Genomic DNA, 23597 nt, shown 5'->3' on the forward strand with positions numbered 1-23597 from the left:
CCGTCGTTTATCCGGGCAGTAGCCCGGCAGCGTCAGCCGATTTCGGTGCTGTTCGGGTGCCAGGCACCGGTGACCAGGTACGTGACCTTCTGGGCGACGGAGACGCCATGGTCAGCGAAGCGTTCGAAGTAGCGGCTGGCCAGTGCAACGTCCACGGTGGTTGCCGGGGACTCGTTCCAGTCACTGCGGGCGATCGCCTTGAAGACGCTCAGGTGGAGGTCGTTGACCGTGGCATTCGCTTTGAGGATGTCACGGGCCACTTCCAGGTCGCGCGTCTCCAGCAGTTCGGTCAGCTTGCTCGCAATCAGGAGGTCCTGTTCAGCGAAGCTCTTGAAGGTGTTCGCGAGCTGCGGCGGAATTACCGTGGCGGGGAAGCGGAGCCGCGCCAGCTGGGCGATGTGCCGGGCGAGATCGCCCATGCGCTCCAGCGAGGCACTCATCCGCAGCGAACCCACGATCATCCGAAGGTCGCTGGCCACCGGCCCCTGGAGGGCAAGAATATCGATGGCCCGCTCGTCCAGACTGTTCTGCAGGAAGTCGATCCTTGCGTCAGCGGCGATGACATCCTGGGCGAGGTCGACGTCCGCCCCTTCGAAGGCAGTCGTGGCCTTTTCGATGGCCTCACTGACCAGCTTTGAGATCTCGACGAGTTGCTCGCCCACCTGTGTGAGCTCCTCCTGAAAAACCTTGCGCACTACGCGTCCTTTCCTTGGAAATCCTTCCCTCACCGTGGTGGGGGCCGATTTCGTGTCACCGCTCTGCAGTCCAACTGATAACTCTGTCAGTGGCCGGTGAACTGTTACGCACCTATAGGTGAACGTTAGTTGAACCCATCGGGTTATCGCATCACATTCGTCTTTGCGGCCCGGGGCAGAGCATAAGCTGGACCCGTGGATCCAATGCTCATCGGTGTCATCGCAGGCCTCGTCGGCCTGTCATTCGGCATCTTTGGCGTGCTCGCCTTCAGGGTGAGTGAACAGCAGCGCAAGCTGGTGGACGTCGAGTTCGACGAACCGGCGCTGCCCCCCGGCGCCGCGGAGGTGCTCGCCGTCGTCGGCCGTGCTTTCGTGGTGGTCGACGCTATAGACGGCGTGGTGAGGGCGAGCCCGGCAGCTTATGCCTTCGGCCTGGTCCGCGGGCACACCGTGGTCCACGAACAGCTCCTGGACATGACGGCGAGGGTGCGCCGGGACGGCGTCATCCTCGAGAAACAGTTTGAACTGCCCCGCGGCCCGCTCGGGCAGGGGACCATCATTGTCCAGGTCCGTGCGGCCATGCTCGGTGAGGAATACATTCTCCTGCTGGCCGACGACCGGACTGAGATCACCCGGACTGAAGAGATCCGCAACGACTTCGTTGCCAATGTTTCCCACGAACTCAAGACTCCCGTAGGCGCCATCTCCCTGCTGGCAGAGGCCCTTGAATCGTCCGCGGATGACGAAGTGGCCGTCCGCCGCTTTGCCAAGCGCATGGAAAAGGAGTCGGCGCGGCTCGCAGCCCTGGTGCAGGACATCATTGAGCTCTCCCGGCTGCAGGGCGCCAACGTGGCCCAGCAGGGACACCCGGTGGACATTAATTCCGTGATCGCCGACGCCGTGGACCGTTCGCAGCTGCCCGCTGAAAGCAAGAACATCTCGATCGTGGTCGGCGGTCGCGTGGACGCCATGGTTTACGGTGACCAGGACCTGCTGGTCACGGCGCTCCGGAACCTGATCGACAACGCCATCCGCTACTCGCCCGAGAACACCCGGGTGGGGATCGGCGTACGGGCCAAGGAAGGCCTGATCGCCATCTCTGTTACGGACCAGGGGGACGGCCTGAGCCCGGAGGACCAGGAACGCGTTTTTGAACGGTTCTACCGCGTGGATGCCGCAAGGTCGCGGCAGACCGGGGGCACAGGACTGGGCCTGAGCATCGTCAAGCACGTCATCTCCAATCACGGCGGGGAGGTGACGCTGTGGTCGCAGCCCGGCCAGGGGTCCACCTTCACCATTCGGCTTCCCGAGATGGAGGGGCAGGACGACGGTGATGCCCCCGTGGCGGCAACACCGGCCACCCGCAGCAACTCACCACACAGTCACGACGCCACCGGCGTCCATGAGCAAGGAGCCAGCGCTTGAGCAGGATTCTCATAGTCGAGGATGAAGAGTCGTTCAGCGACCCACTGTCCTACCTTCTGGGCAAGGAAGGATTCGAGGTGGAAGTAGTGGACAACGGTCTGGACGCCATCACGGAGTTCGACCGGAACGGTGCTGACCTGGTGCTGCTGGACCTCCAGTTGCCGGGCCAGTCAGGCACCGAGGTGTGCCGGCAACTGCGCCAGCGCTCCATGGTGCCCGTCATTATGCTGACTGCCAAGGACGCCGAAATCGACAAAGTCGTAGGGCTGGAACTCGGGGCCGACGACTACGTCACCAAACCGTACTCCTCGCGCGAACTTGTTGCCCGCGTCAGGGCTGTCCTTCGCCGGCAGGGGGAGCCGGAGGAGCTGATCACGAACACGGTCCAGGCGGGGCCCGTGAGGATGGACGTGGAACGCCATGTGGTGAGCGTCGACGGCGAACAAGTGTCCTTGCCGCTGAAGGAATTCGAGCTGCTGGAGATGCTGCTGCGCAATTCCGGCAGGGTGCTGACCCGCGGCCAGCTCATCGACCGGGTCTGGGGATCCGACTATGTGGGGGACACCAAGACGCTGGACGTCCATGTCAAAAGGCTGCGCAGCAAGATCGAGCCGGACCCGTCGGCCCCGCGGTACCTGGTGACAGTCCGGGGCCTGGGTTATAAATTCGAGCCCTAGGCAACGCGGCCGGTTACACAGAAAGTCCTGGTAATACGGAAGGAGGGTTCCCGCCGGCGGGAACCCTCCTTCTGCGTCTCTGACCTGGGCGTCAGCTGAGTAGCCGAGCTAGTGGCCTTCGCTGCTCGTGGGAGCCGGCGTGGCCGTCTCCGAGACAGTGGGCTCGCTGCCTTCCGGCAGGTATTCCTTGTATTCAGGCAGGGTGGCATCCAGCACAGGCACCTTGACCTTGGCGTTCTGATTGGTGCCGTCTTCCGAAATGCTGACCTCGGACAGTGAGCCCGGAATGGCTCCGGTGCTGCTCAGGATTGCCGGATCCGTGGAGTTGTTAAGCAGGGTGTAGGAGTTCGGCTTCACAGACACCTGCGTCTGCGAACCGCTTGCCCCGTTGATGGTCAGCTTGACGTCGCTGGACGACGAGTTGTAAATGGCGCCGATCACGCGGCCCGGCTTGTCCTCGCCCGTGGAAACGATCATGAAGTTGCGGATCTGGAGCGGGCCAAGATCTTCCCGGGTGCCGTCCGACGCCGAGTACTGCTCTGTGGTCTGCTGGGCGTTGATGTAGCCGCAGCCGGTCACGGACAGCAGGCCGATGGCAACGGCGGCCGTTGCCATTGCCAGCTTGCCGCGCTGGCCCCGGTTCATCGCAGTGAAACGCACGTCACGCACTCCTTGAGAGTCTTGAAACATTATTCAGCCATAGCCTATCCTCAAACCGTCTCAAACAAGGATTCGGCCAGTACACATTGGTGTCCGAAACATGCCCGTCCCCCAGCTGCTCCGCGCCACCCCTGCCTGGCTCGAAACATGGTCCGGGCGCCCTTGGCATGACCCCCTTCATGCACTAATATCCGCATTCGTCAAGGGGTCGGCGGGGGTCGATTAGCCCCTTTTTCCCTGTATTTACGCGGTTCCAGGCCTGTATCCGTGCCAGTCGTATGCCTGAATCGTGATAAACTGGTCTGCGGGAAAGGGGAAAGTCCACATGGTTTTTGAGGTCGGCGAGACAGTAGTTTACCCTCACCACGGTGCAGCAAAAATTGAAGAAATCAAGATGCGCACTATCAAGGGCGAAGAGAAGATGTATCTCAAGCTCAAGGTGGCCCAGGGTGATCTGACCATTGAAGTTCCAGCAGAGAACGTTGACCTTGTTGGGGTTCGCGACGTAGTGGGCAAAGAAGGTTTGGAGCATGTCTTTGACGTGCTGCGGGCCGAGTTCACTGAAGAGCCTACCAACTGGTCGCGTCGTTACAAGGCAAATCTGGAGAAGCTTGCTTCCGGGGACGTCATCAAGGTGGCAGAGGTCGTTCGTGACCTATGGCGCCGTGATCACGACCGCGGCCTTTCCGCAGGTGAGAAGCGTATGCTGGCCAAGGCCCGCCAGATTCTGATTTCAGAACTGGCACTGGCTGAAAAGACGGACGAAGAGAAGGCTGCAAGCGTTCTCGACGAGGTCTTGGCTTCCTAAGAATTGAACCCCGGTGGCTCACCAGCCGCCGGGGTTTCTTTTTGCCCGGATTTTGACGAATCCCGGGATTTTCCGGGCACTGCAAGCGGGCGGGCACGTAGTGTTGTGCCCATGACTGCAACAGAATCTTCGGCCGTATCCGGGCCGGACACGGGGGACCACCGCCCCCGCCCAGTTGTCGCCGTTGTGCTGGTCGCGGCCGGCTCGGGCCAGCGGCTTGGCTACGGCATGCCCAAGGCAAAGGTCCCGCTCGGCGGGGAACCGATCCTGATGCACGCCCTGCGCGGGATCGTTGCGTCCGGCGTCGCGCAGCAGGTCTGCATCGCGCTGCCGGCGGGCGACGGTGCCCTCCGGCAGATGTGCGAAGACTTCAAGGACGAGCTTGTCGACGGCGGGCCCCTCCTGACCATGGTGGACGGCGGCGCAACGCGCGCTGACTCTGTGCGGTCCGCATTGGCTGCGCTGGAGGACGGCACGCAGGCCGTGCTCGTCCACGATGCCGCACGAGCCCTGACGCCGGAATCCGTCTTCCACCGCGTAGTCGACGCCCTTGCAGCCGGCGCCCTGGCGGTGATTCCGGTCATCCCGGTAGTGGACACCGTCAAGACGGTTGAAGCCACGAGTGACGAGGACGCCCTCGTGGCGCCGGAAGTCGTCGTCGGCACGGCTCCGCGGGAGAAGCTCCGCGCCGTGCAGACTCCGCAGGGGTTTGACCTCGGCACCCTGATAAAGGCGCACCGGGAGGTGGCTGGCCTTGACGAAGCCGAGTCCGCCGCCATTACGGACGACGCAATGCTCGTGGAACGCCTCGGCGTTCCGGTCCATGCCGTCCGCGGAGCGAGCCAGTCACTCAAAATCACCACACCCTTGGACCTGATCATTGCCGAAGGCCTGCTCGAGGGTCCCCTGGGCGCACGCTGGGTGGAGGGCTGAACATGGCAGTTCCCATCATTCCCCGGACCGGAATCGGCATCGACGTCCACGCTTTCGCTACCCCGGACAACCCGCGCGCGCTGTGGCTGGGCGGACTGCTGTGGGAGGGCGAACAGGGCCTGGCCGGCCACTCCGACGGCGACCCGGTGGCCCACGCGGCGGCAGACGCGCTTTTTTCGGCGTCCGGGATCGGGGATCTTGGCACGCATTTCGGCACCGACCGCCCGGAATTCGCCGGGGCCTCCGGTGTGACGCTCCTGGCCGAGGCGGCACGCATTGTCAGGGCTGAAGGCTATGAGATCGGCAACATCGCGGTGCAGTTCGTGGCCAACAGGCCCAAATTCGGTCCGCGGCGGCAGGAATCCCAGGATGTCCTCAGCGCGGCAGCCGGGGCCCCTGTCAGCGTCAGCGCCACCACCAGCGACGGCCTCGGCTTCACCGGCCGCGGGGAGGGCATCTCAGCCCTCGCCACCGCGCTGGTCTACCGGGCGGGCTGAAGCGGAGCGGGCCTTTCGCCTAGGCTTAACGGAGCCAGTATTCCGCCGAACACCTCAGGAGACCCCTCGTGAAGAAGCCGCTTGCCGCCGTCGTACTCGTTGCAGGAATGCTGCTGAGCGGTTGCGCCACTCCGAAAATGAGTGTCGAGGAAAGCTGCAAGTTCCTCAACGGAGACACGTTCGTGCCCAGCGGTAACCAGCAGCAGCAGGCTGACCAAATTGCCAAGCATTACCAGGAAGTCGCGGACAAGGTTGCCCCCGAGGTTGCCGAGCCCATCCAGAAAATGGCCGACATTATGAAGAAGGTCGCCAGCACCTCGCTTGGCACCAAGAGCGCCGAGCAGACCGCGCAGTTGAGCGAGCAGAACAACAAGATCGGCGAAGTCTGCAAATAACCGGGCCGGCGCCGGCTGCTGCAAGGCCATCAGCTAATCTGGAGCGGTGACCCTGCGCTTTTACGACACAGCATCCGCCGAAGTCCGCGACTTCGTCCCTCTGACACCGGGCAAAGTGAGCCTCTACTACTGCGGCGCCACGGTGCAGGGCCTGCCGCACGTCGGGCATATCCGGTCCGCCATTGCCTTTGACCAGCTCACGCGCTGGCTCGAATACCGGAAATTCCGTGTCACCGTGGTCCGGAACGTCACCGATATCGACGACAAAATCCTCGCCAAGTCCGCCGCCTCCTTTGAGCCGGACTTCGAGGAAGGCCCGGATGACATCCGCGAAGAGGAATGGTGGGCGCTGGCCTACCGCTATGAGCAGGCGTTCCTCAAGGCCTATGACACTCTGGGCGTTTCCCGTCCCACTTACGAACCCCGCGCCACCGGCCACATTCCGGAGATGCACGCGCTGATCCAGAGCCTGATCGACCGCGGTCATGCCTATCCCGCCCTCGACGATTCCGGCGACGTCTATTTCGACGTCCGATCCTGGGACCGTTACGGGTCCCTGACGCGCCAGAAGATCGATGACATGCAGGGCGCTGCAGACGCCGATCCGCGCGGGAAGAAGGACCCCAGGGACTTTGCGCTGTGGAAGGGCCATAAGGAAGGGGAGCCGACGACGGCGAGCTGGGTTTCACCCTGGGGCGCCGGCCGTCCGGGCTGGCATCTGGAGTGCTCAGCCATGGTGACCAAATACCTCGGCACGGAGTTCGACATCCACGGCGGAGGCCTGGACCTCCGGTTCCCGCACCACGAGAACGAGATGGCCCAGTCGCAGGCAGCCGGCCACCCGTTCGCCAACTTCTGGATGCACAACGGCATGGTGACGTACCAGGGCGAGAAGATGTCCAAGTCCGTTGGCAACACCGTCAGCCCCACCGAGATGCTCGAGCTCGCTTCGCCGCGCGTGGTGCGCTACTACCTTGGCCAGGCGCAATACCGTTCCGTCCTGGACTACCAGCCCACCTCGCTGCAGGAAGCCACCGCTGCGATGGAGCGGATTGACGGCTTCATCAGTCGCGCCGTCCGGACCCTTGCCGGCGGTGACGGCGGCACGCCTGCAAGCTACGGCTTCGCCAGCTATGGCGAGGTGCCGGACGCCTTTGCTGCCGCGATGGACGATGACCTCAACGTCCCGCAGGCACTCGCTGTCTTGCACGACACCGTCCGGGCCGGCAACACTGCGCTTACCGCGGGAGACAACGAAGCCGCACGGGCAGCCCTGCACTCCGTCACCGACATGCTGCGCGTCCTGGGCCTGAACGACGTCGCCGCGCCCGCCCGGGATGACCAGGCGGACACCGCCCTGGGAGTCCTCGTCGAGGCCCAGCTCGGTGCCCGTGCCGAGGCGCGGGCCACCAAGGACTGGGCGGCATCGGACGCCATCCGGGACACCCTCGCAGCGGCCGGCGTCGTCGTCGAGGACGGTCCGGACGGAGCCAGCTGGACCCTCAAGCGCGGCTGAACCGGGCAGTCCTTTTGCCCGGGCAAGGGGCCGGGCCTGCGATTTAACCTGAGTAAGTAGACTGGAGGTCAGACTTACTCAACAAAGCAAGGGTGAAACTCATGGCCAACAACGGTCGCCGGTCGGTCAAAGCGAAGAAGGGCCCCACCATCGGAACGGGTGGCCACGGCCGCAAAGCCCTCGAGGGCAAGGGCCCCACTCCCAAGGCGGAGGACCGCCCGTACCACAAGGCCCACAAGAACAAGCAGCTCGCCGAGCGCTCTGCTTCGAAGCGTCCGGGCGCAGCCCGGGGTTCAGGGGCCCGCTCAGGTCCGAAGGGCCGTGCCACGGAGGAAGTCGTCACCGGCCGCAACTCCGTCGTCGAAGCGCTGCGCGCCGGCATCCCGGCCAAGGCCCTCCACGTCGCCATCCGCATTGAAATGGATGACCGCGTCAAGGAGTCCCTCAAGCTTGCGGCCGAGCGGGGCATTCCGCTGCTGGAAACGGGCAAGCCCGAGCTGGACCGGATGACGGACGACGCCATCCACCAGGGCCTGGTGCTGCAGATCCCGCCGTACGAGTACCAGGACGCGTACGAGCTCGCGGAAGAAACCGTGGCGAGCTGGAAGAAGGGCCACGTGGCCAACGCACCGCTCTTCGTCGCCCTGGACGGCATCACCGATCCGCGTAACCTCGGCGCGATCATCCGGTCCGTGTCGGCCTTCAGCGGCCACGGCGTAATCGTGCCCGAGCGGCGCTCCGTAGGCGTCACGGCCTCGGCTTGGAAGACCAGTGCCGGTGCAGCAGTCCGCGTTCCGGTGGCGCGCGCCGCCAACCTGAACAACACCCTCAAGGCGTTCAAGAACATGGGCATCTACGTGCTCGGCCTGGACGGCGACGGCGACGTTTCGCTGCCGGATCTTGGCCTGGCCAAGGAACCCGTATGCATCGTGGTCGGCTCTGAAGGCAAGGGCCTGAGCCGTCTGGTCCGCGAGAACTGCGACCAGATCGTTTCCATCCCGATCGACTCGGCCATGGAATCGCTCAACGCCTCCATGGCCGTCGGCATCTCCCTGTACGAAGTCTCCAGGCAGCGCGCAGCGAAGTAGGTTCTGCAGCGAGTAGCGGGGCGGGTGGCGGCACGACCGCCATCCTCCGCGTGCTGCTCCTTCGTCGCTTTGACGCACGCTTCCGGATGCCGGTCGTGCTGCCCAACGCTCTCTCACCTTTGGTGGGTTTTCGCGCAACGCTCTCTCACCTTGGGTGAGGGAGCGTTGCTGTTCCTGTTCAGAACTTGTGGCGGTTGGCCAGGACCGGGAGTTTCGTCCTTGCTTCCTTGACGACGGCGGGGTCCAAGTCAGCGAACAGCAGTCCAGTGCCGCCGTCGAGCTCTTCGAGGACCTCACCCAGCGGAGAAACGACGGCGGAGTGCCCCACGCCGGTGGGCGCGGATCCCTTGGTTTCGATGCCTTCGGTGGCGGGATCGCCCTGGCCGCACGCCAGCACATACGTGGTGGTGTCCACGGCGCGGGCACGGGCCAGCAGCCGCCATTGGTCTACCTTTCCCGGTCCTGATCCCCACGAGGCGCAAACGATGTTAACTTCGGCGCCCATGTCGGCGTTGGCTGTAAACAACGCCGGGAACCGGACGTCGTAGCACGTGGCCAGACCGAAGCTGATGCCGCCCAGGTCAAAGGTGACCGGCCCGGTGCCGGCATCCACCGTGTCTGATTCGGCGAAACCAAAGGCGTCGAACAGGTGGATCTTGTCGTAGCTTGCCTCCACACCGGGGCCCGTGACCAGCAGCGTATTGCGCACCTTCCTGACAGCCTCGCCGCCGCCGTCACCGCCGCCGTCCTGCCCGGAGGGAGGCACGGCGTGTCCCGGTGTAAACATGCCTGCCACGATCACGATGTCCAGCTCCGCAGCGATTCCCCGCAAACGGTTAGCCCAGGGACCGTCCAGCGGCTCGGCAATATCAAGCAGCGAATTTCCGAAGGCGCGCATGGTGGCTTCCGGGAAGACCACCAATTCGGCGCCGCCTTTTTTCGCTTGGCGGGCGAAATTTTCCACGAGGTCCAGATTTCCGGAAATGTCGCGGCCCGTGACTACTTGAGCAAGTGCAACTCGCACAATTACCTCCAACTTGGCGTGTTCTTCCAGTATGCAACGCTGAACAACGCCCGCCCATTTCCCGACACATTGCGGAAAATATCGGGCATTTGTGCGGCACAGCTAATATTTAAGCAATGGTCATGCCACTCTTAGACACAGCCTCAACCGTGGACGCCTCCCGGCCGTTTCCACTGGGTATCAGCGTCCCGCGCACGGGCTCCCCGGCAACGGACGATCCTCAGAGTGCCTGCGCCAACGTCGCGGTCTACGCGCCCGGTGTAAGCACGCTCGAAATCGCCTACTGCGCGCCCGGCGGGACGTGGCAGCTGAAGACGCTGCCCAACGTCACCAATGACGTCCACCACGGCATCGTGGATGGCTTCCCTGTTGGGTCCAGGTACGGTTTCCGCTCCTCTTCCGAGGATGACGCCCTGCCGGTATCAGTGCCCACCGTCCCCTTTGACGACGACGGCGAGCAGCCGCTGCTGCTGGATCCTTACGGCCGGGCCGTGGATGATCGCGACGGGTTCCTCACCAACGTGCGGATGTCCGCCCGCTTCGACTGGGGCGACGACCGCAGTCCGCACGTTCCGTGGCGCAACACCATCATTTACGAGGCCCACGTCCGCGGCCAAAGCATGTTGCACCCGGACGTCCCCGAGAACCTCCGGGGTACCTACGCCGGCATGGCTCATCCGGCAATGATTGAACACCTAACCGGCCTGGGCATTACCTCGGTCCAGCTGCTTCCGGTCCATTTCCACTTGGACGAGCCGCATCTCCAAAACCTCGGAATGACCAACTATTGGGGCTACAACACGGCGGCATTCTTTGCGCCCCATCCGGCGTACGCCACCAGGGCCGCGCAAGAGGCGGGACCGCAGGCCGTGCAGGACGAGTTCAAGGGCATGGTCAAGCTGCTGCACGCGGCGGGCCTGGAAGTCATCCTGGACGTGGTCTACAACCACACAGCAGAGGGCGGTCCGGACGGGCAGACGCTCAGCTTCCGCGGGCTGGGGGAGATGCAGTACTACCGGAACGACGGCAACGGCCGGTACGTGGACACCACCGGGTGCGGCAACAGCCTCAACTTCGGCCACCCCCGGGTGGTCCAGCTGGTCCTCGACTCGCTGAGGTACTGGGTGGACGAGTTCCACATCGACGGGTTCCGGTTCGACCTCGCGGTAACCCTCTGCCGCAACGCCGCGAACGACTTCGACCCGCACCACCCCTTCCTCGTGGCCATCGCGGCGGATCCGGTCCTGTCCTCCGTCAAGCTGATAGCCGAGCCGTGGGATATAGGCTACGGCGGCTGGCAGACCGGACGATTCCCACCGGGCTGGGTGGACTGGAACGACCATTATCGTGACGCGCTGCGGTCCTTCTGGGTCGCGGACCGGGCCGCCATCGATGCCGGCGGCCAAGGCGGTTCCGTGGCCCGCCTGGCAGACTCCATTTCCGGCTCCGCAGGCCTCTTCGCGGAATCGGGACGTTCCCGCATGGCCTCGCTCAACTTCTTCACCGCGCATGACGGTTTCACGCTGGCAGACCTTGTGTCCTACGACCGTAAGCACAACGAGGCCAACGGAGAGCAGAACCGCGACGGCCACGGAGACAACCGCAGTTACAACCACGGCTTCGAGGGCCGCACCGAAGACGAGGAGATCCTGGCACTGCGGGCGCAGACCAGCCGCAACCTGATGGCAACGCTGATGGTGTCCATGGGCATCCCCATGATCACGGCAGGAGATGAGATCGGCCGCACGCAGCAGGGCAACAACAACGCCTACTGCCAGGACAATCCGATCACCTGGCTGGACTGGACCAGCACGCCGGAATCCCATGCCATGCTTCGGAGCACCAAACGGGTCATCCGGCTCCGCAAGGAGTTCCTGGCGGGCCAGCCTCACGACTATCCCTCCCGGGACAAGCAGGCGTACCTGCACTGGTTCGACGAGCACGGCAACCCCATGTCCATGGACCGCTGGAATGATCCCCAGCACCGCGTGGTCCAGCTCCTGCTCGGGTCAGACGACGGACAGGTGGACGGACTAGTGGTGGTGAACGGCAGCGCCAACGACATCAAGATCACCCTGCCCGACGTCGCCAACGACGACGACACAGGCAAGCGGCTCTTTGAACTCCGGCTGACCACATCGGAACTCCACGACAGCCGCCAAGGCGTGCGGGTCGCTGCCGGCGAACGTGACGTTGTCCAGTCCAACACCATCAGCATCTACCGCACCTAGGATTCGGCAGATGGGGAATCCATGAGGCGGATCGCGAGGCTCCTGACCTTAGCCGCTGTCCTGATACTGGTTGTGGGCTTGGGCATGGCGCTCTCCAACACCCAGGAGAACCCGGCCGGCCCTGCTGTTTCGGCGAGCCCGACGGCGGGCGGTACTTCCGCCGTCGAGACCGGTTCCGCTACTCCCGGCCAGGCAAAGACTGCGCCGGTCCCGGCCGCCCCCGATGTGCAGAACACCTCGGGCCTGGAGTCGGTTGCTGCCTCCTCGCTCCCACCGGAGGCACAGGAGACGCTGGCCCTCATCGCCCGCGGCGGGCCTTATCCGTATTCGCGTGACGGAGCCGTCTTCAGCAACTTTGAGCGCTTGCTTCCCAGGAAGCCCGGCGGCTACTACAAGGAATTCACGGTCAGGACTCCCGGGGAATCCGACCGCGGTGCACGCAGGATAGTCGCGGGAGAAACCGGCGAAAAATACTACACGCCGGACCATTACGAATCGTTTCTGTTTATCGTCGAAGGCAAATAAGGGTACGAATGAAGATTTTCTCCGCTGACACGTGGACCATCGATGAACTGCGCGAGCAGGCATCCGACGCCGGCCGCCGGGTCCTGGTGATCCCCGCGGCCGACACAAAGAAAGAGGTGCTCCAGACGTTCGGCGAAGTGCTGGATTTCCCTGAGTACTACGGCGTGAACCTCGATGCCCTCAATGATTCCCTGCACGACTTCGCGGATACGGTCACGGACGACGGCAAGGAACCTCTAACGTTCATCTGGCAGGTGCCGGCCGTTTTCCGTTCGGACCGCTCCTTCGGAATCATCTGCGAGATCCTGCAGGATGCGGAGAGTTACGCCGGCAAAAGCCTGTCCGTGATCACCGTCTGCCTCTAGCCCGCCTCCCGCAGTTTGGGCTTCAAAAACGCAACGCTCTCTCACTTTTCGGCCTAAAACGGCAAACCCTCTTTCACCCGGTGAGAGAGGCTTTGCCGTTTCGTCGTAAAAAATGAGAGAGCGTTGGAGCCTGACGGCGGGTCAGGCGTTGACGATGAGCCCCAGTTCCGCCCGCGAAGCGAGGGCCGAGTGCTTGGGCAGCACCCGCACGGTGTAGCCGAAGGACCCGGACCGGTCGATCAGCAGCGAACCGCTGAAGAGGTAGCGCCCCTTGCCGAGGTCTTCCTTCGGCACCAGGTCCGCCACCGTGACATCGGCCAGTTCGTCGCTTTCCTCGGCGCGGCCGAAGGCGACTTCCACGGCGACATCGTCGGGGTCGAGATCGTGCAGCGCGATGTAGGCGTTCACCTGGAGGGTGTCGCCGATCTGCGGGTCCTCGGAGACGCCGACAGAATCGACGTGTTCCACCTGGATCTGGGGCCATGAAGCTCGGAGCCGTGACGTCCAGGAAGCGAGTGACTTGGCCTGGGAGAAGGAATCCGCCACCGCCCGACGCCCCGCAATCGCAGCGGGACGGTAAAGGATGTTCACGTAGTCCTGGAGCATACGTTCAGCGGAGACTGCGGGGCCCAGGTGCGCCATGGTGTGCTTGATCATGGACACCCAGTGCGTGGGGACCTTCTGCGCACCCGACTCCGAAGGCCCTGCGGCGCCGGCAGCGTCGGACACGGTGAGCCCGTAGAAGCGTGGCGCCACCTGCGTTTCCAGCAGTTCGTACAGGGCAGAGGCTTCGATGTCGTCGCGTTCCTCGGGTGAGGCGTTGTTGTTGGCTGTGGGGATCGCCCAGCCGTTTTCGCCGTCGTACATTTCATCCCACCAGCCGTCCAGAACCGAAAGGTTCAGTGAACCGTTGATGGCCGCCTTCATGCCTGACGTGCCGCACGCCTCCAGGGGGCGTAGCGGATTGTTCAGCCACACGTCGCAGCCGGGGAAGAGGGTGCGCGCCATGGCGATGTCGTAGTTCGGCAGGAACACGATCCGGTGACGCACCTCGGGATCGTCGGTGAACCGGACCAGGTCCTGGATCATCTTCTTGCCGGCATCGTCCGCCGGGTGTGACTTGCCTGCGATGACCAGCTGGATGGGGTGGGTCTCGTGCAGCAGCAGGGCCTTGAGCCGGGCGGGTTCGCGGAGCATCAGCGTGAGCCGCTTGTAGGTCGGTACGCGCCGGGCAAAGCCGATGGTGAGGATGTCCGGGTCCAGCACCGAATCGGTCCAGCCGAGCTCGGCATCAGCAGCCCCGCGCTTCTTCCAGGCGGCGCGAACGCGTTTGCGGACGTCCTCCACGAGCGAGACGCGCATCTCGCGGCGAAGTGCCCAGACGTCCTCGTCACTGACGTCGTAGGCGAGTTCCCAGCGGCCCATGGCTTCCGCCTCGGCACCGAACTGGTCCCGGGCAAGTTTTGACACGCGGCTGTCCACCCACGTTGGGACGTGCACGCCGTTGGTCACCGAGGTGATGGGGACTTCCGAATGGTCGAAGCCCGGCCAAAGGGCCGAGAACATTCCACGCGACACCACGCCGTGGAGCTTGGCCACGCCGTTGGCGCGCTGTGCGAGCCGCAGGCCCATCACGGCCATGTTGAAGACGGAGGGATTGCCGTCCGCGAAGTTTTCACGCCCCAGGTCCAGGATCTTTGATACCGGCACGTCGGGAGCAAGCCCGCCCTCGAAGAAGTGCTGGATCTGCGAGACCTCGAAACGGTCGATGCCTGCCGGTACCGGCGTGTGCGTCGTAAACACGGTGGAGGCGCGCCCGGCTGCAAGTGCTTCTTCCCAGCTCAGCGGATGCTCGGAAGACATGAGCTCCTGGATGCGTTCGATGCCCAGGAAACCGGCGTGGCCCTCGTTCGTGTGGAACACCTCCGGCGCGGCGCAGCCGGTGAGGCGCTGGTAGGCGCGCAGGGCCTTCACGCCGCCCATGCCCAGCAGCAGTTCCTGCTGCAGGCGGTGGTCACCACCGCCGCCGTACAAGCGGTCTGTAATGCCACGGGCGGCGTCGTCGTTGCCCGGAACGTTTGAGTCGAGCAGCAGCAGGGGGACACGCCCGACGTCGGCACGCCAGATGTGCGCGAGCAGCCGTCGCCCATGGGGGAGCGGCAGTGAGATCTGGATGGGCTTGCCGTTGCCGTCGGGGGAGTCCTCGCGAAGGAGTGTCAGCGGGAGTCCGTCGGGGTCAAGGACCGGATACGTTTCCTGCTGCCAGGCGTCCCGGGACAGGGACTGTTTGAAATAGCCCGCCTGATAAAGGAGGCCGACGCCGATGAGCGGCACGCCGAGGTCCGATGCAGCCTTCAGGTGGTCGCCGGCCAGAATTCCCAGGCCGCCGGAATACTGCGGCAAAACTTCAGTGATTCCGAATTCCGGTGAGAAGTAGGCGATGCAGGACGGAGCCTCGTCGCCCAGGCCCTGGTACCAGCGGGGCTGGTCGAGATAGCGGTCCAGGTCTTCGGCCGCGGCCTGGACCCGGCGGACCACGTCCTGGTCAGCTGCAAGGCGCTGGAGTTCTTCCCTGCTCACGAGGCCCAGGAAACTGACCGGATCGTGGGCGCTTTCATCCCAGATGGCGGGGTTGAGTCCCTCAAAAAGCTCACGCGTTGGGCGGTGCCACGACCACCGCAGGTTAGTGGCCAACCGGGCCAGCGGCCGGATGGATTCCGGTAGTACGGTTCGGACAGTAAATCTGCGGATAGCCTTCACCTGCGTCACACTAACCGACAAGATGGGCCGCTGGAACAGGTTTTGGTTTCTTTTAGGTAAATGACGGATTGCTCTAAGAAAAACGCAAGTCCCCTTAGCAAAATGGGGGATTTCTAGATAACGTCGAGTCCGTGACGACTATTACGCGAACCAGTGCCGGATCCAGCAAAAAGCCCAAGGCCCTGATCACGGAAGGCCTGCGATTTGGCCGCTTCCCGATCACCGCCGTGCAGCCCGTGGTGGACGGAGGGAAGGTCCCCGCCAAGGCGTTGCCCGGTGAAGGGCTTGTAGTCGGCGCCACCGCGTTCCGCGAAGGGCACGACCAGCTCGGAGTCAGCGCTGTGCTGTTTGATCCCAAGGGCAAGGAACGCCAGCGCATCCGGCTGCAGCCGCCCCGTGGCGACCGCGGAAAGGGCACCGACCGGTGGGAAGGCATCATCACTCCTACGGGAACCGGAAACTGGTCGTTCGCCATTGAAGCCTGGCACGACCGGTACGGGACCTGGCACCACAACGCCGAGGTCAAGGTCGAAGCGGGCATCGACGTCGAACTGATGCTGGCCGAAGGCGCTGCGCTGCTTTCCGAAGCTTCCGAAGATCCGGCCCGCCCCTCCTCCGACCGCCGGACGCTGCGGACCGCCGTCGTGGTCCTGTCCGATACGTCGCTATCCCCGGAAGAGCGGCTCGCCGCCGGGTTCGGCCCCGAAGTGGCGGACATCGTGGAACGCCAGCCCATCCGTGAACTCGTCACCGTCTCGGAGCGCTTCCCCTTGCTCGTGGAACGTGATCTGGCCGGCCGCGGCGCCTGGTATGAGTTCTTCCCCCGCTCCGAAGGGGCGGTCCGCAACCACGCAACGGGCGAATGGCAGTCGGGAACGTTCCGGACCGCCGCGCAAAGGCTCGACGCCGTCGCCGGGATGGGCTTCGACGTCATCTACATGCCGCCCATCCACCCGATCGGCATCCAGCACCGCAAGGGCCCGAACAACACCCTGATCGCCGGCCCCCACGATCCCGGCTCGCCGTGGGCCATCGGTGCCAAGGAAGGCGGGCACGACGCCATCCACCCGGACCTCGGCACCTTCGAGGACTTCGACGCTTTCGTGGCACGCGCACGGGAACTGGGCCTGGAGGTTGCCCTTGACCTGGCGCTGCAGGCGGCCCCGGACCACCCCTGGGTGCAGTCGCACCCGGAATGGTTCACCACCCGGGTGGACGGCAGCATCGCCTATGCCGAAAACCCGCCGAAGAAGTACCAGGACATCTTCCCGCTGAACTTCGACAACGATCCCGAGGGGCTGTCCAAGGAGATCCTCCGGATCGTGCTCCTCTGGGTGAGCCACGGCGTCAAGATCTTCCGCGTGGACAACCCGCACACCAAGCCGGTCTGGTTCTGGGAGTGGCTCATCGCCAAGGTCAACAAGAAGCACCCCGAGGTGGTCTTCCTGGCGGAGGCCTTCACCCGCCCGGCCATGATGCACGCCCTTGGACGGGCAGGCTTCCAGCAGTCGTACACCTACTTCACCTGGCGGAACACCAAGACCGAACTCGAAGAGTACTTCACCGAGGTCAGCCAGAAGTCACCGGCATACTTCCGCCCGAACTTCTTCGTGAACACCCCGGACATCCTCACCGAATACCTGCAGTTCGGCGGACCGGCAGCATTCAAGATCCGTGCCGCTCTTGCCTCTACGGCCAGCCCGTTGTGGGGCGTCTACGCAGGGTACGAGCTTTATGAGCACGTGGCCCGGCCGGGTGCCGAGGAATACATCGACAACGAGAAGTTCGAATACAAGGCCCGGGACTGGGACGCGGCGGCGGAATCCGGCCGAACCCTCGCCCCATACCTGACCAAACTCAACGAAATCCGCCACGCGCACCCCGCACTGGGGGACCTGCAGAACCTGACGCTCCACCACAGCACAGACGATGCCACCATCGTGTACTCGAAGCACAAGACGCTTCCGGACGGGACCAAGGACACGCTGATCATCGTGGTGAACGTCGATCCGCACGGCACCCGGGAGAGCACGGTTTCGCTGGACCTTGCGGCACTGGAGCTCGATCCGGCCGACCTTACGCACAACGGCGGCTTCCACGTGGATGACTTGCTGACCGGTGAAAGCTGGGAGTGGGGGGAGTACAACTACGTGCGCCTGGACGCACACGTGGAACCGGCACACATCCTGAACATCCGGAGGTCGCATTCGTGAGCTTCAGCCCGCAGAACCCAAGCCAGCACTTCACACCCAAAGGCACATTCGAGCTCAACGCCCCCGGCCTCCAGCACGACCCCCTGTGGTACCGCAAAGCGGTGTTCTACGAAGTCCTGGTTCGCGGCTTTGCGGACGGGAACGGTGACGGCTCGGGCGACTTCCACGGCCTCATCGATAAGCTGGACTACCTGCAGTGGCTGGGCGTCGATTGCCTCTGGCTGCCGCCGTTCTTCCAGTCACCGCTCCGCGACGGCGGCTACGACATCTCGGACTACAACTCCGTGCTCGACGAGTTCGGCACCATCAGCGACTTCAAGCGGCTGGTGGCCGAGGCCCATGCCCGTGGCGTCCGGGTGATCATCGACCTGCCGCTGAACCACACCTCGGACCAGCACCCCTGGTTCCAGGAGTCCCGCAAGGATCCGGACGGGCCGTTCGGTGACTTCTACGTGTGGAGTGACACGGACGAGAAGTACCAGGATGCCCGCATCATCTTCGTGGACACCGAGGAGTCCAACTGGACGTTCGACCCCATCCGGCGGCAGTTCTTCTGGCACCGGTTCTTCAGCCACCAGCCTGACCTGAACTTCGAGAACCCGAAGGTCATCGACGCGCTGTTCGACGTCGTGCGGTTCTGGCTGGATCAGGGCATCGACGGGTTCCGTGCCGACGCCATTCCGTACCTGTACGAGGAGGAGGGCACCAACTGCGAGAACCTGCCCGCCACCCACGACTTCCTGCGCAAGCTGCGGAAGATGGTGGACGACAACTACCCGGGCAGGGTCATCATCGCGGAGGCCAACCAGCCCCCGGTTGAGGTGGTGGAGTACTTCGGCACCGAAGAGGAACCCGAATGCCACATGGCATTCCACTTCCCCATCATGCCGCGGCTCTACTACGCGCTGCGTGACCAGAAGGCGGCGCCCATCATCGAGACGATGAAGGACACCCCGGACATTCCCGAGGGTGCGCAGTGGGGTACGTTCCTGCGGAACCACGACGAGCTCACGCTGGAGATGGTCACGGCCGACGAACGTGCGGCCATGCTCGGCTGGTACGCGCCGGACCCCCGCATGCGGGCCAATATCGGTATCCGCCGCAGGCTGGCACCGTTGCTGGACAACTCCCGGTCCGAGATAGAGCTCATTAACGCCCTGCTGCTTTCGCTGCCTGGCAGCCCCTTCCTGTACTACGGGGACGAGATCGGCATGGGCGACAACATCTGGCTCGAGGACCGCGATGCGGTCAGAACGCCGATGCAGTGGAACCCCGACCGCAACGCAGGGTTCTCGCACGCCGATCCGGGCAAGCTCTACCTGCCGGTTATCCAGTCCCTGGTCTACAACTACAGCATGGCCAACGTAGAGGCCGAGGCTGCGCACTCCGGGTCGCTGCTCAGGTGGACGCGCCAGATCCTGAGCGTCCGGAAGAACCACCCCGCCTTTGGGCTGGGCGCCTTTAAGCACGTGGAGGCCGATCACGACGTGGTCCTTGCCTACCTGCGGGAGCTGGCCCCTGACAATGCCGCAGGTGAAGATGCCGAATCGATCCTGTGCGCCTTCAACCTCTCCCAGCACCCGGTGGCCACCACATTGCGGCTTCCGCAGTTCGCCGGCCGCGGCCTCCGGGACGTCTTCGGCGGGCAGCCGTTCCCGGCAATCGGCGACGACGGCCTGCTCACGCTGACGCTCGGCAGCCACGATTTCTTCTGGCTTCGCATCCGATCCGCGGCCTCCAACCCGGCCTCACCGTTCACCCAGGCCCTCCCGGTCCTGTCTATCGAAGGCTGACATGACCCAATCCACACTTACTCCATCCCTCGCCGAACTGCTCAAGGCCTGGCTTCCTCGCCAGCGCTGGTTCCCCGTCAAGACGGGAGAGTTCACTTTGTCACCTGTGGGCGGCGTGCGCCTGGACGACGGCAGCGGCGAGGTGGGCCTTGAGGTGTTCCTCGCGGCCGTCACCTACCCCACGGCCGACGGCGGCAGCCGCACCGACGTTGTGCAGGTTCCGCTGAGTTATCGGGTTGAACCCCTGCCCGGCAAGGAAGCTGCGCTGGTTGGCGAGGGAGGGGACCCCGCCCAGGGGCGCCGCTGGATCTACGACGCCGTCCATGACCCCGTGTTTGTCTCGGCCTGGCTGGAACTGATACGAAGCGGCGGCACTTCGCCGGCGGGAAACGCTGTGGGCCATCTGGTGCCCTCGGACTACCGGCTGCCTACAGCCACCGGTACCGTGAAGGTCCTCTCCGGCGAGCAGTCAAACAGTTCGGTGATAGTGGACGACGGCGGCTCTGCGGCCATCGTGAAATTCTTCCGTGTGCTGTCCGAGGGACGGAACCCGGAGGTGGAAATCGGCGCAGCCCTGACGCAGGCCAGGACATCGGAAGTGCCGGCGACACTCGGCTGGGTCACAGGGGAGTGGGAGGCCCCGGTGAACGGCGCCGAGGATAAGCCCCGCAAAGCTGAAGGCGAACTCGCGGTCGCCCATGAGTTCCTGGCCGGTGGCAAGGATGCGTGGCGGCTGGCCGTTGCTGCCGCCAGTTCCGGCAAGGACTTCACTTCCGAGGCCCATGCACTCGGTGTTGCAACGGCAACAGTGCACCGGCGGCTGGCCGAGGCGCTGGGCCTGGCCGCGGAATCCGCGCCGGGTAAGGACATCGCCCCCGGGGTAGCCCAGCGCGTCCGGCAGGCCTGGGCGGAAGCGGGACCCGCCGTCGGGCCTTACGACGACGCCCTCACCGGCCTGCTCAACCAGCTTGAAGGCACCAACGCCGGGGCGCTGCAGCGGATCCATGGCGACCTCCATTTGGGGCAGATCCTGCAGGTGCCCGGGCGCCCGGGGGAGCCGGAACGCTGGGCCATCCTGGACTTCGAAGGCGAACCCCTGCGGCCCATCGCGGAACGCAACTTCCCCGACGTCCCGCTCCGCGACGTCGTCGGCATGCTCCGCTCCTTCGACTACGCCGCCGGTGCCGCCGAACGCGAGCAGGCCGGGTTCCGGGTGGCCGAATCCTGGGTGAACGACTGCGCCGACGCGTTCCTGGCGGGCTACGGCGAAATTACCCCCGGGACCATTGACCGCCGTTCGCCCTTGTTTGTGGCATTGTGGCTGGACAAGGCGTTGTATGAAGTTGTCTATGAGTTGCGGAACAGGCCCGGATGGCTGGACATTCCGGTAAATGCCTCACGACGTCTCCTCAGCAGTACAGGCTCCGGCGCATCAGCCGCAGCCGCAGCGGAAGGTAACAAAATGACAGGCTCAGCACGTACAGACCGGCCCGGTGTGCCGCTACAGGTGGACTCGGAGACGCTCTCACGGGTGGCGTCGGGCGAATACCACGCCCCGCACTCCGTTCTGGGAGCGCACCTTGACGACCACGGCCATGTGACCATCCGTACCGTCAAACACCTGGCCACGTCTGTGTCCGTTGTGACCGCGGCGGGCACCGTGCCCATGACGCATGAGGCCAACGGTATCTGGGCAGCAGTTCTGGAACCCCTCCAGGCTGGCCACGTCCCCGACTACCGGCTGGAAGTCACGTACGAGGGCTTGCCCGCGCAGGCTATGGACGATCCCTACCACTACCTCCCCACAGTCGGGGAAGTGGATCTGCACCTGATCGGCGAAGGCCGCCACGAGAAGCTGTGGGAAGTGCTGGGCGCGCATGTCCAGCACTACAAGTCCTCGCTTGGGGACGTGGACGGTGTGTCGTTTGCTGTATGGGCGCCAAATGCGCAGGCTGTCAGGGTCAAGGGCGACTTCAACGCCTGGGACGGCAGGGAGAACTCGATGCGCTCGCTCGGCTCCTCCGGCGTCTGGGAACTTTTCATTCCGGGCGTTTTAGCAGGGGCGTGCTACAAGTTCGAAATCAAGACAAAAGCCGGTTATTGGGTGGAAAAGGCCGATCCCCTGGCGTTCGGAACCGAGGTCCCGCCGCTGACGGCATCCCGGGTCGTCGAATCGGCCTATGCCTTCAAGGATGACGAGTGGATGGCCGCCCGGGCCGAGCGGGATCCGCACAATTCGCCCATGAGCGTCTACGAGGTCCACTTGGGATCCTGGCGCCTGGGACTGGGCTACCGTGAACTCGCCAAGGAGCTCGTGGAGTACGTCAAGTGGCTTGGCTTCACGCATGTGGAGTTCATGCCGGTGGCAGAGCACCCCTTCGGCGGTTCCTGGGGCTATCAGGTAACTTCCTACTTCGCCCCCACCTCCCGCTTCGGCCACCCGGACGAATTCAGGTTCCTCGTCGACGCCCTGCACCAGGCGGGCATCGGCGTGCTGCTCGACTGGGTGCCGGCGCACTTCCCGAAGGATGCCTGGGCCCTGGCCCAGTTCGACGGCGAGGCACTGTACGAGCATGCCGACCCGAACCTTGGCGAGCACCCGGACTGGGGCACGCTGATTTTCGACTTCGGCCGTACGGAAGTCCGCAACTTCCTGGTCTCCAACGCGCTCTACTGGCTGGACGAGTTCCACATCGACGGCCTGCGCGTGGATGCCGTGGCCTCGATGCTTTACCTCGACTACTCGCGCGAGGAAGGCCAGTGGCAGCCGAACAGGTACGGCGGCCGCGAGAACCTTGAAGCGATCTCCTTCCTGCAGGAAGCCAACGCCACGGTGTACAAGACCCACCCGGGCGCTGTGATGATCGCGGAGGAATCCACGGCTTTCCCCGGCGTGACCGCCCCGACCAGCGTCGGAGGCCTGGGCTTCGGCCTCAAATGGAACATGGGGTGGATGCACGACTCCCTCAAGTACGCATCGGAAGACCCGGTAAACCGCAAGTGGCACCACGGAACCGTGACGTTCTCCATGGTCTACGCGTTCACTGAGAACTTCCTCCTGCCCATCAGCCACGATGAAGTTGTGCACGGCAAGGGCTCCATGCTCCGCAAGATGCCCGGCGACCGCTGGCAGCAGCTGGCAAACCTTCGCGCGTTCCTGGCCTACCAGTGGGCCCACCCCGGCAAGCAGCTTATTTTCATGGGTACGGAATTCGGCCAGGAAGCTGAATGGTCCGAACAGCATGGCCTGGACTGGTACTTGGCGGATATTCCGGCGCACCGCGGTGTCCAGCTGCTCACCAAGGAACTGAACGAGCTCTACGCCTCGACTCCCGCGCTGTACGAACGGGATAACGAACCGGGCGGCTTCCAGTGGATCAACGGTGGCGATGCTGACCGCAACGTCCTGTCCTTCATCCGCTGGGATACCGATGGTAACCCGCTGGTGTGCGCCATCAATTTCTCCGGCGGCCCGCACCACGGCTACACCCTGGGTGTTCCGGTAACAGGTGCGTGGCAGGAAGTCCTCAACACGGACGACTCCGCCTACGGGGGGTCAGGTGTCCTGAACAAGGGAGACCTCACCGCCTCGGACGAAGGTCAGAACGGCCAGCCGGCAACGCTGAGCGTCACGTTGCCTCCACTGGGCGCGGCCTTCTTCAAGCCAGCCACCCCGGCTGCCGGCGCCTAACCAGCTAGAGCCGCCACTCGTCAAAAGCCCGGGATCCCTGTGATCCCGGGCTTTTTGGGTCCCCGACGGAGGCGGCTTTGTGTCCTCGCCAAAGTAGTGGTAGAGTTTATTTCCGCGCTGCTCCCCGGAGTTGGCCAGCCAAGACACCACAGACCGCCGCAAGGCAAAGTGAGTCGGGATGGCCGATTTGACTCGGGTGAAGCAAGCGGGTAAGTTTGGAAAGTTGCTCCGGAGCGATCCTTGACCGAATTGTTGGTTGTGGTGGTGCCGGGTGTGTCTGTTGTTTGAGAACTCAATAGTG

Annotated in this window: 18 protein-coding genes; 14 read left to right on the forward strand and 4 right to left on the reverse strand. The window is 64.2% G+C overall.

Translation table 11 applies throughout. From position 1 onward, the window contains the following. Positions 1-32: 32 nt before the first annotated feature. Complete coding sequence (gene phoU / locus J2805_RS09955; RefSeq protein ID WP_309975649.1) at positions 33-695, reverse strand: phosphate signaling complex protein PhoU; 663 nt, start codon at positions 693-695, stop codon at positions 33-35. A gap of 204 nt (positions 696-899) precedes the next feature. On the opposite strand from phoU, the gene J2805_RS09960 reads away from it, so the two are divergent. Beyond that, positions 900-2120 carry a sensor histidine kinase gene (locus tag J2805_RS09960; protein ID WP_309975719.1) on the forward strand — a complete coding sequence of 407 codons (1221 nt, stop codon included), beginning with the start codon at positions 900-902 and terminating at the stop codon, positions 2118-2120. After that, a complete protein-coding gene (locus J2805_RS09965) occupies positions 2117-2797 on the forward strand; it encodes a response regulator transcription factor (protein WP_307052145.1) in 681 nt (226 codons plus the stop codon). The genes J2805_RS09960 and J2805_RS09965 overlap by 4 nt, the downstream gene beginning before the upstream one ends. A gap of 108 nt (positions 2798-2905) precedes the next feature. Here J2805_RS09965 and J2805_RS09970 read toward each other — a convergent pair whose 3' ends face one another. After that, positions 2906-3457: a hypothetical protein gene (locus J2805_RS09970; protein ID WP_309975651.1), complete on the reverse strand. Its 552-nt coding sequence runs from the start codon at positions 3455-3457 to the stop codon at positions 2906-2908. Positions 3458-3782: 325 nt separating this feature from the next. Here J2805_RS09970 and J2805_RS09975 point away from each other — a divergent pair, with 325 nt between their 5' ends. From J2805_RS09975 to rlmB, 6 genes are all read left to right on the forward strand, one after another. After that, positions 3783-4265 (forward strand): CarD family transcriptional regulator, encoded by a 483-nt coding sequence (locus tag J2805_RS09975; RefSeq protein ID WP_011690592.1) that lies wholly within the window; start codon positions 3783-3785, stop codon positions 4263-4265. Positions 4266-4376: 111 nt separating this feature from the next. Then, the gene (ispD, locus tag J2805_RS09980) at positions 4377-5198 is read left to right on the forward strand and encodes a 2-C-methyl-D-erythritol 4-phosphate cytidylyltransferase (RefSeq protein ID WP_309975653.1); all 822 of its coding nucleotides are present in this window, start codon (positions 4377-4379) and stop codon (positions 5196-5198) included. A 2-nt stretch (positions 5199-5200) separates the two neighbouring features. Further along, positions 5201-5695: a 2-C-methyl-D-erythritol 2,4-cyclodiphosphate synthase gene (gene ispF, locus J2805_RS09985; RefSeq protein WP_309975655.1), complete on the forward strand. Its 495-nt coding sequence runs from the start codon at positions 5201-5203 to the stop codon at positions 5693-5695. A gap of 68 nt (positions 5696-5763) precedes the next feature. Then, complete coding sequence (locus J2805_RS09990; protein WP_309975656.1) at positions 5764-6090, forward strand: hypothetical protein; 327 nt, start codon at positions 5764-5766, stop codon at positions 6088-6090. Between the two features lie 46 nt (positions 6091-6136). Beyond that, entirely contained in the window at positions 6137-7606 is a 1470-nt protein-coding gene (gene cysS / locus J2805_RS09995; RefSeq protein WP_309975658.1) for a cysteine--tRNA ligase, read from the forward strand. Positions 7607-7707: 101 nt separating this feature from the next. Further along, positions 7708-8694: a 23S rRNA (guanosine(2251)-2'-O)-methyltransferase RlmB gene (gene rlmB / locus J2805_RS10000; protein ID WP_309975660.1), complete on the forward strand. Its 987-nt coding sequence runs from the start codon at positions 7708-7710 to the stop codon at positions 8692-8694. A 178-nt stretch (positions 8695-8872) separates the two neighbouring features. Here the strand turns inward: rlmB and J2805_RS10005 are convergent, their stop codons facing one another. Then, a complete protein-coding gene (locus tag J2805_RS10005) occupies positions 8873-9718 on the reverse strand; it encodes a carbon-nitrogen hydrolase family protein (protein WP_309975662.1) in 846 nt (281 codons plus the stop codon). A 116-nt stretch (positions 9719-9834) separates the two neighbouring features. On the opposite strand from J2805_RS10005, the gene glgX reads away from it, so the two are divergent. From glgX to J2805_RS10020, 3 genes are read left to right on the forward strand one after another with little or no spacing between them, the layout of a single operon-like run. Continuing rightward, positions 9835-11949 carry a glycogen debranching protein GlgX gene (gene glgX / locus J2805_RS10010; protein WP_309975664.1) on the forward strand — a complete coding sequence of 705 codons (2115 nt, stop codon included), beginning with the start codon at positions 9835-9837 and terminating at the stop codon, positions 11947-11949. 21 nt (positions 11950-11970) lie between these two features. Continuing rightward, positions 11971-12474 carry a guanyl-specific ribonuclease gene (locus J2805_RS10015; RefSeq protein WP_309975666.1) on the forward strand — a complete coding sequence of 168 codons (504 nt, stop codon included), beginning with the start codon at positions 11971-11973 and terminating at the stop codon, positions 12472-12474. An 8-nt stretch (positions 12475-12482) separates the two neighbouring features. After that, entirely contained in the window at positions 12483-12839 is a 357-nt protein-coding gene (locus J2805_RS10020; protein ID WP_309975668.1) for a barstar family protein, read from the forward strand. Between the two features lie 141 nt (positions 12840-12980). Here the strand turns inward: J2805_RS10020 and glgP are convergent, their stop codons facing one another. Continuing rightward, on the reverse strand, positions 12981-15599 hold the full coding sequence (gene glgP, locus J2805_RS10025) for an alpha-glucan family phosphorylase (RefSeq protein ID WP_309975670.1): 2619 nt from the start codon (positions 15597-15599) through the stop codon (positions 12981-12983). A 131-nt stretch (positions 15600-15730) separates the two neighbouring features. On the opposite strand from glgP, the gene J2805_RS10030 reads away from it, so the two are divergent. The 3 genes from J2805_RS10030 to J2805_RS10040 are packed head-to-tail and all read left to right on the forward strand — an operon-like array spanning position 15731 to position 23296. After that, entirely contained in the window at positions 15731-17812 is a 2082-nt protein-coding gene (locus J2805_RS10030; protein ID WP_309975672.1) for an alpha-1,4-glucan--maltose-1-phosphate maltosyltransferase, read from the forward strand. Further along, the gene (gene treS, locus J2805_RS10035) at positions 17809-19605 is read left to right on the forward strand and encodes a maltose alpha-D-glucosyltransferase (protein WP_309975674.1); all 1797 of its coding nucleotides are present in this window, start codon (positions 17809-17811) and stop codon (positions 19603-19605) included. The genes J2805_RS10030 and treS overlap by 4 nt, the downstream gene beginning before the upstream one ends. A gap of 1 nt (position 19606) precedes the next feature. After that, entirely contained in the window at positions 19607-23296 is a 3690-nt protein-coding gene (locus tag J2805_RS10040; protein WP_309975677.1) for a 1,4-alpha-glucan branching enzyme, read from the forward strand. Positions 23297-23597 lie beyond the last annotated feature (301 nt).

Source organism: Arthrobacter oryzae (assembly GCF_031454875.1).
Lineage (GTDB): Bacteria > Actinomycetota > Actinomycetes > Actinomycetales > Micrococcaceae > Arthrobacter > Arthrobacter oryzae_D.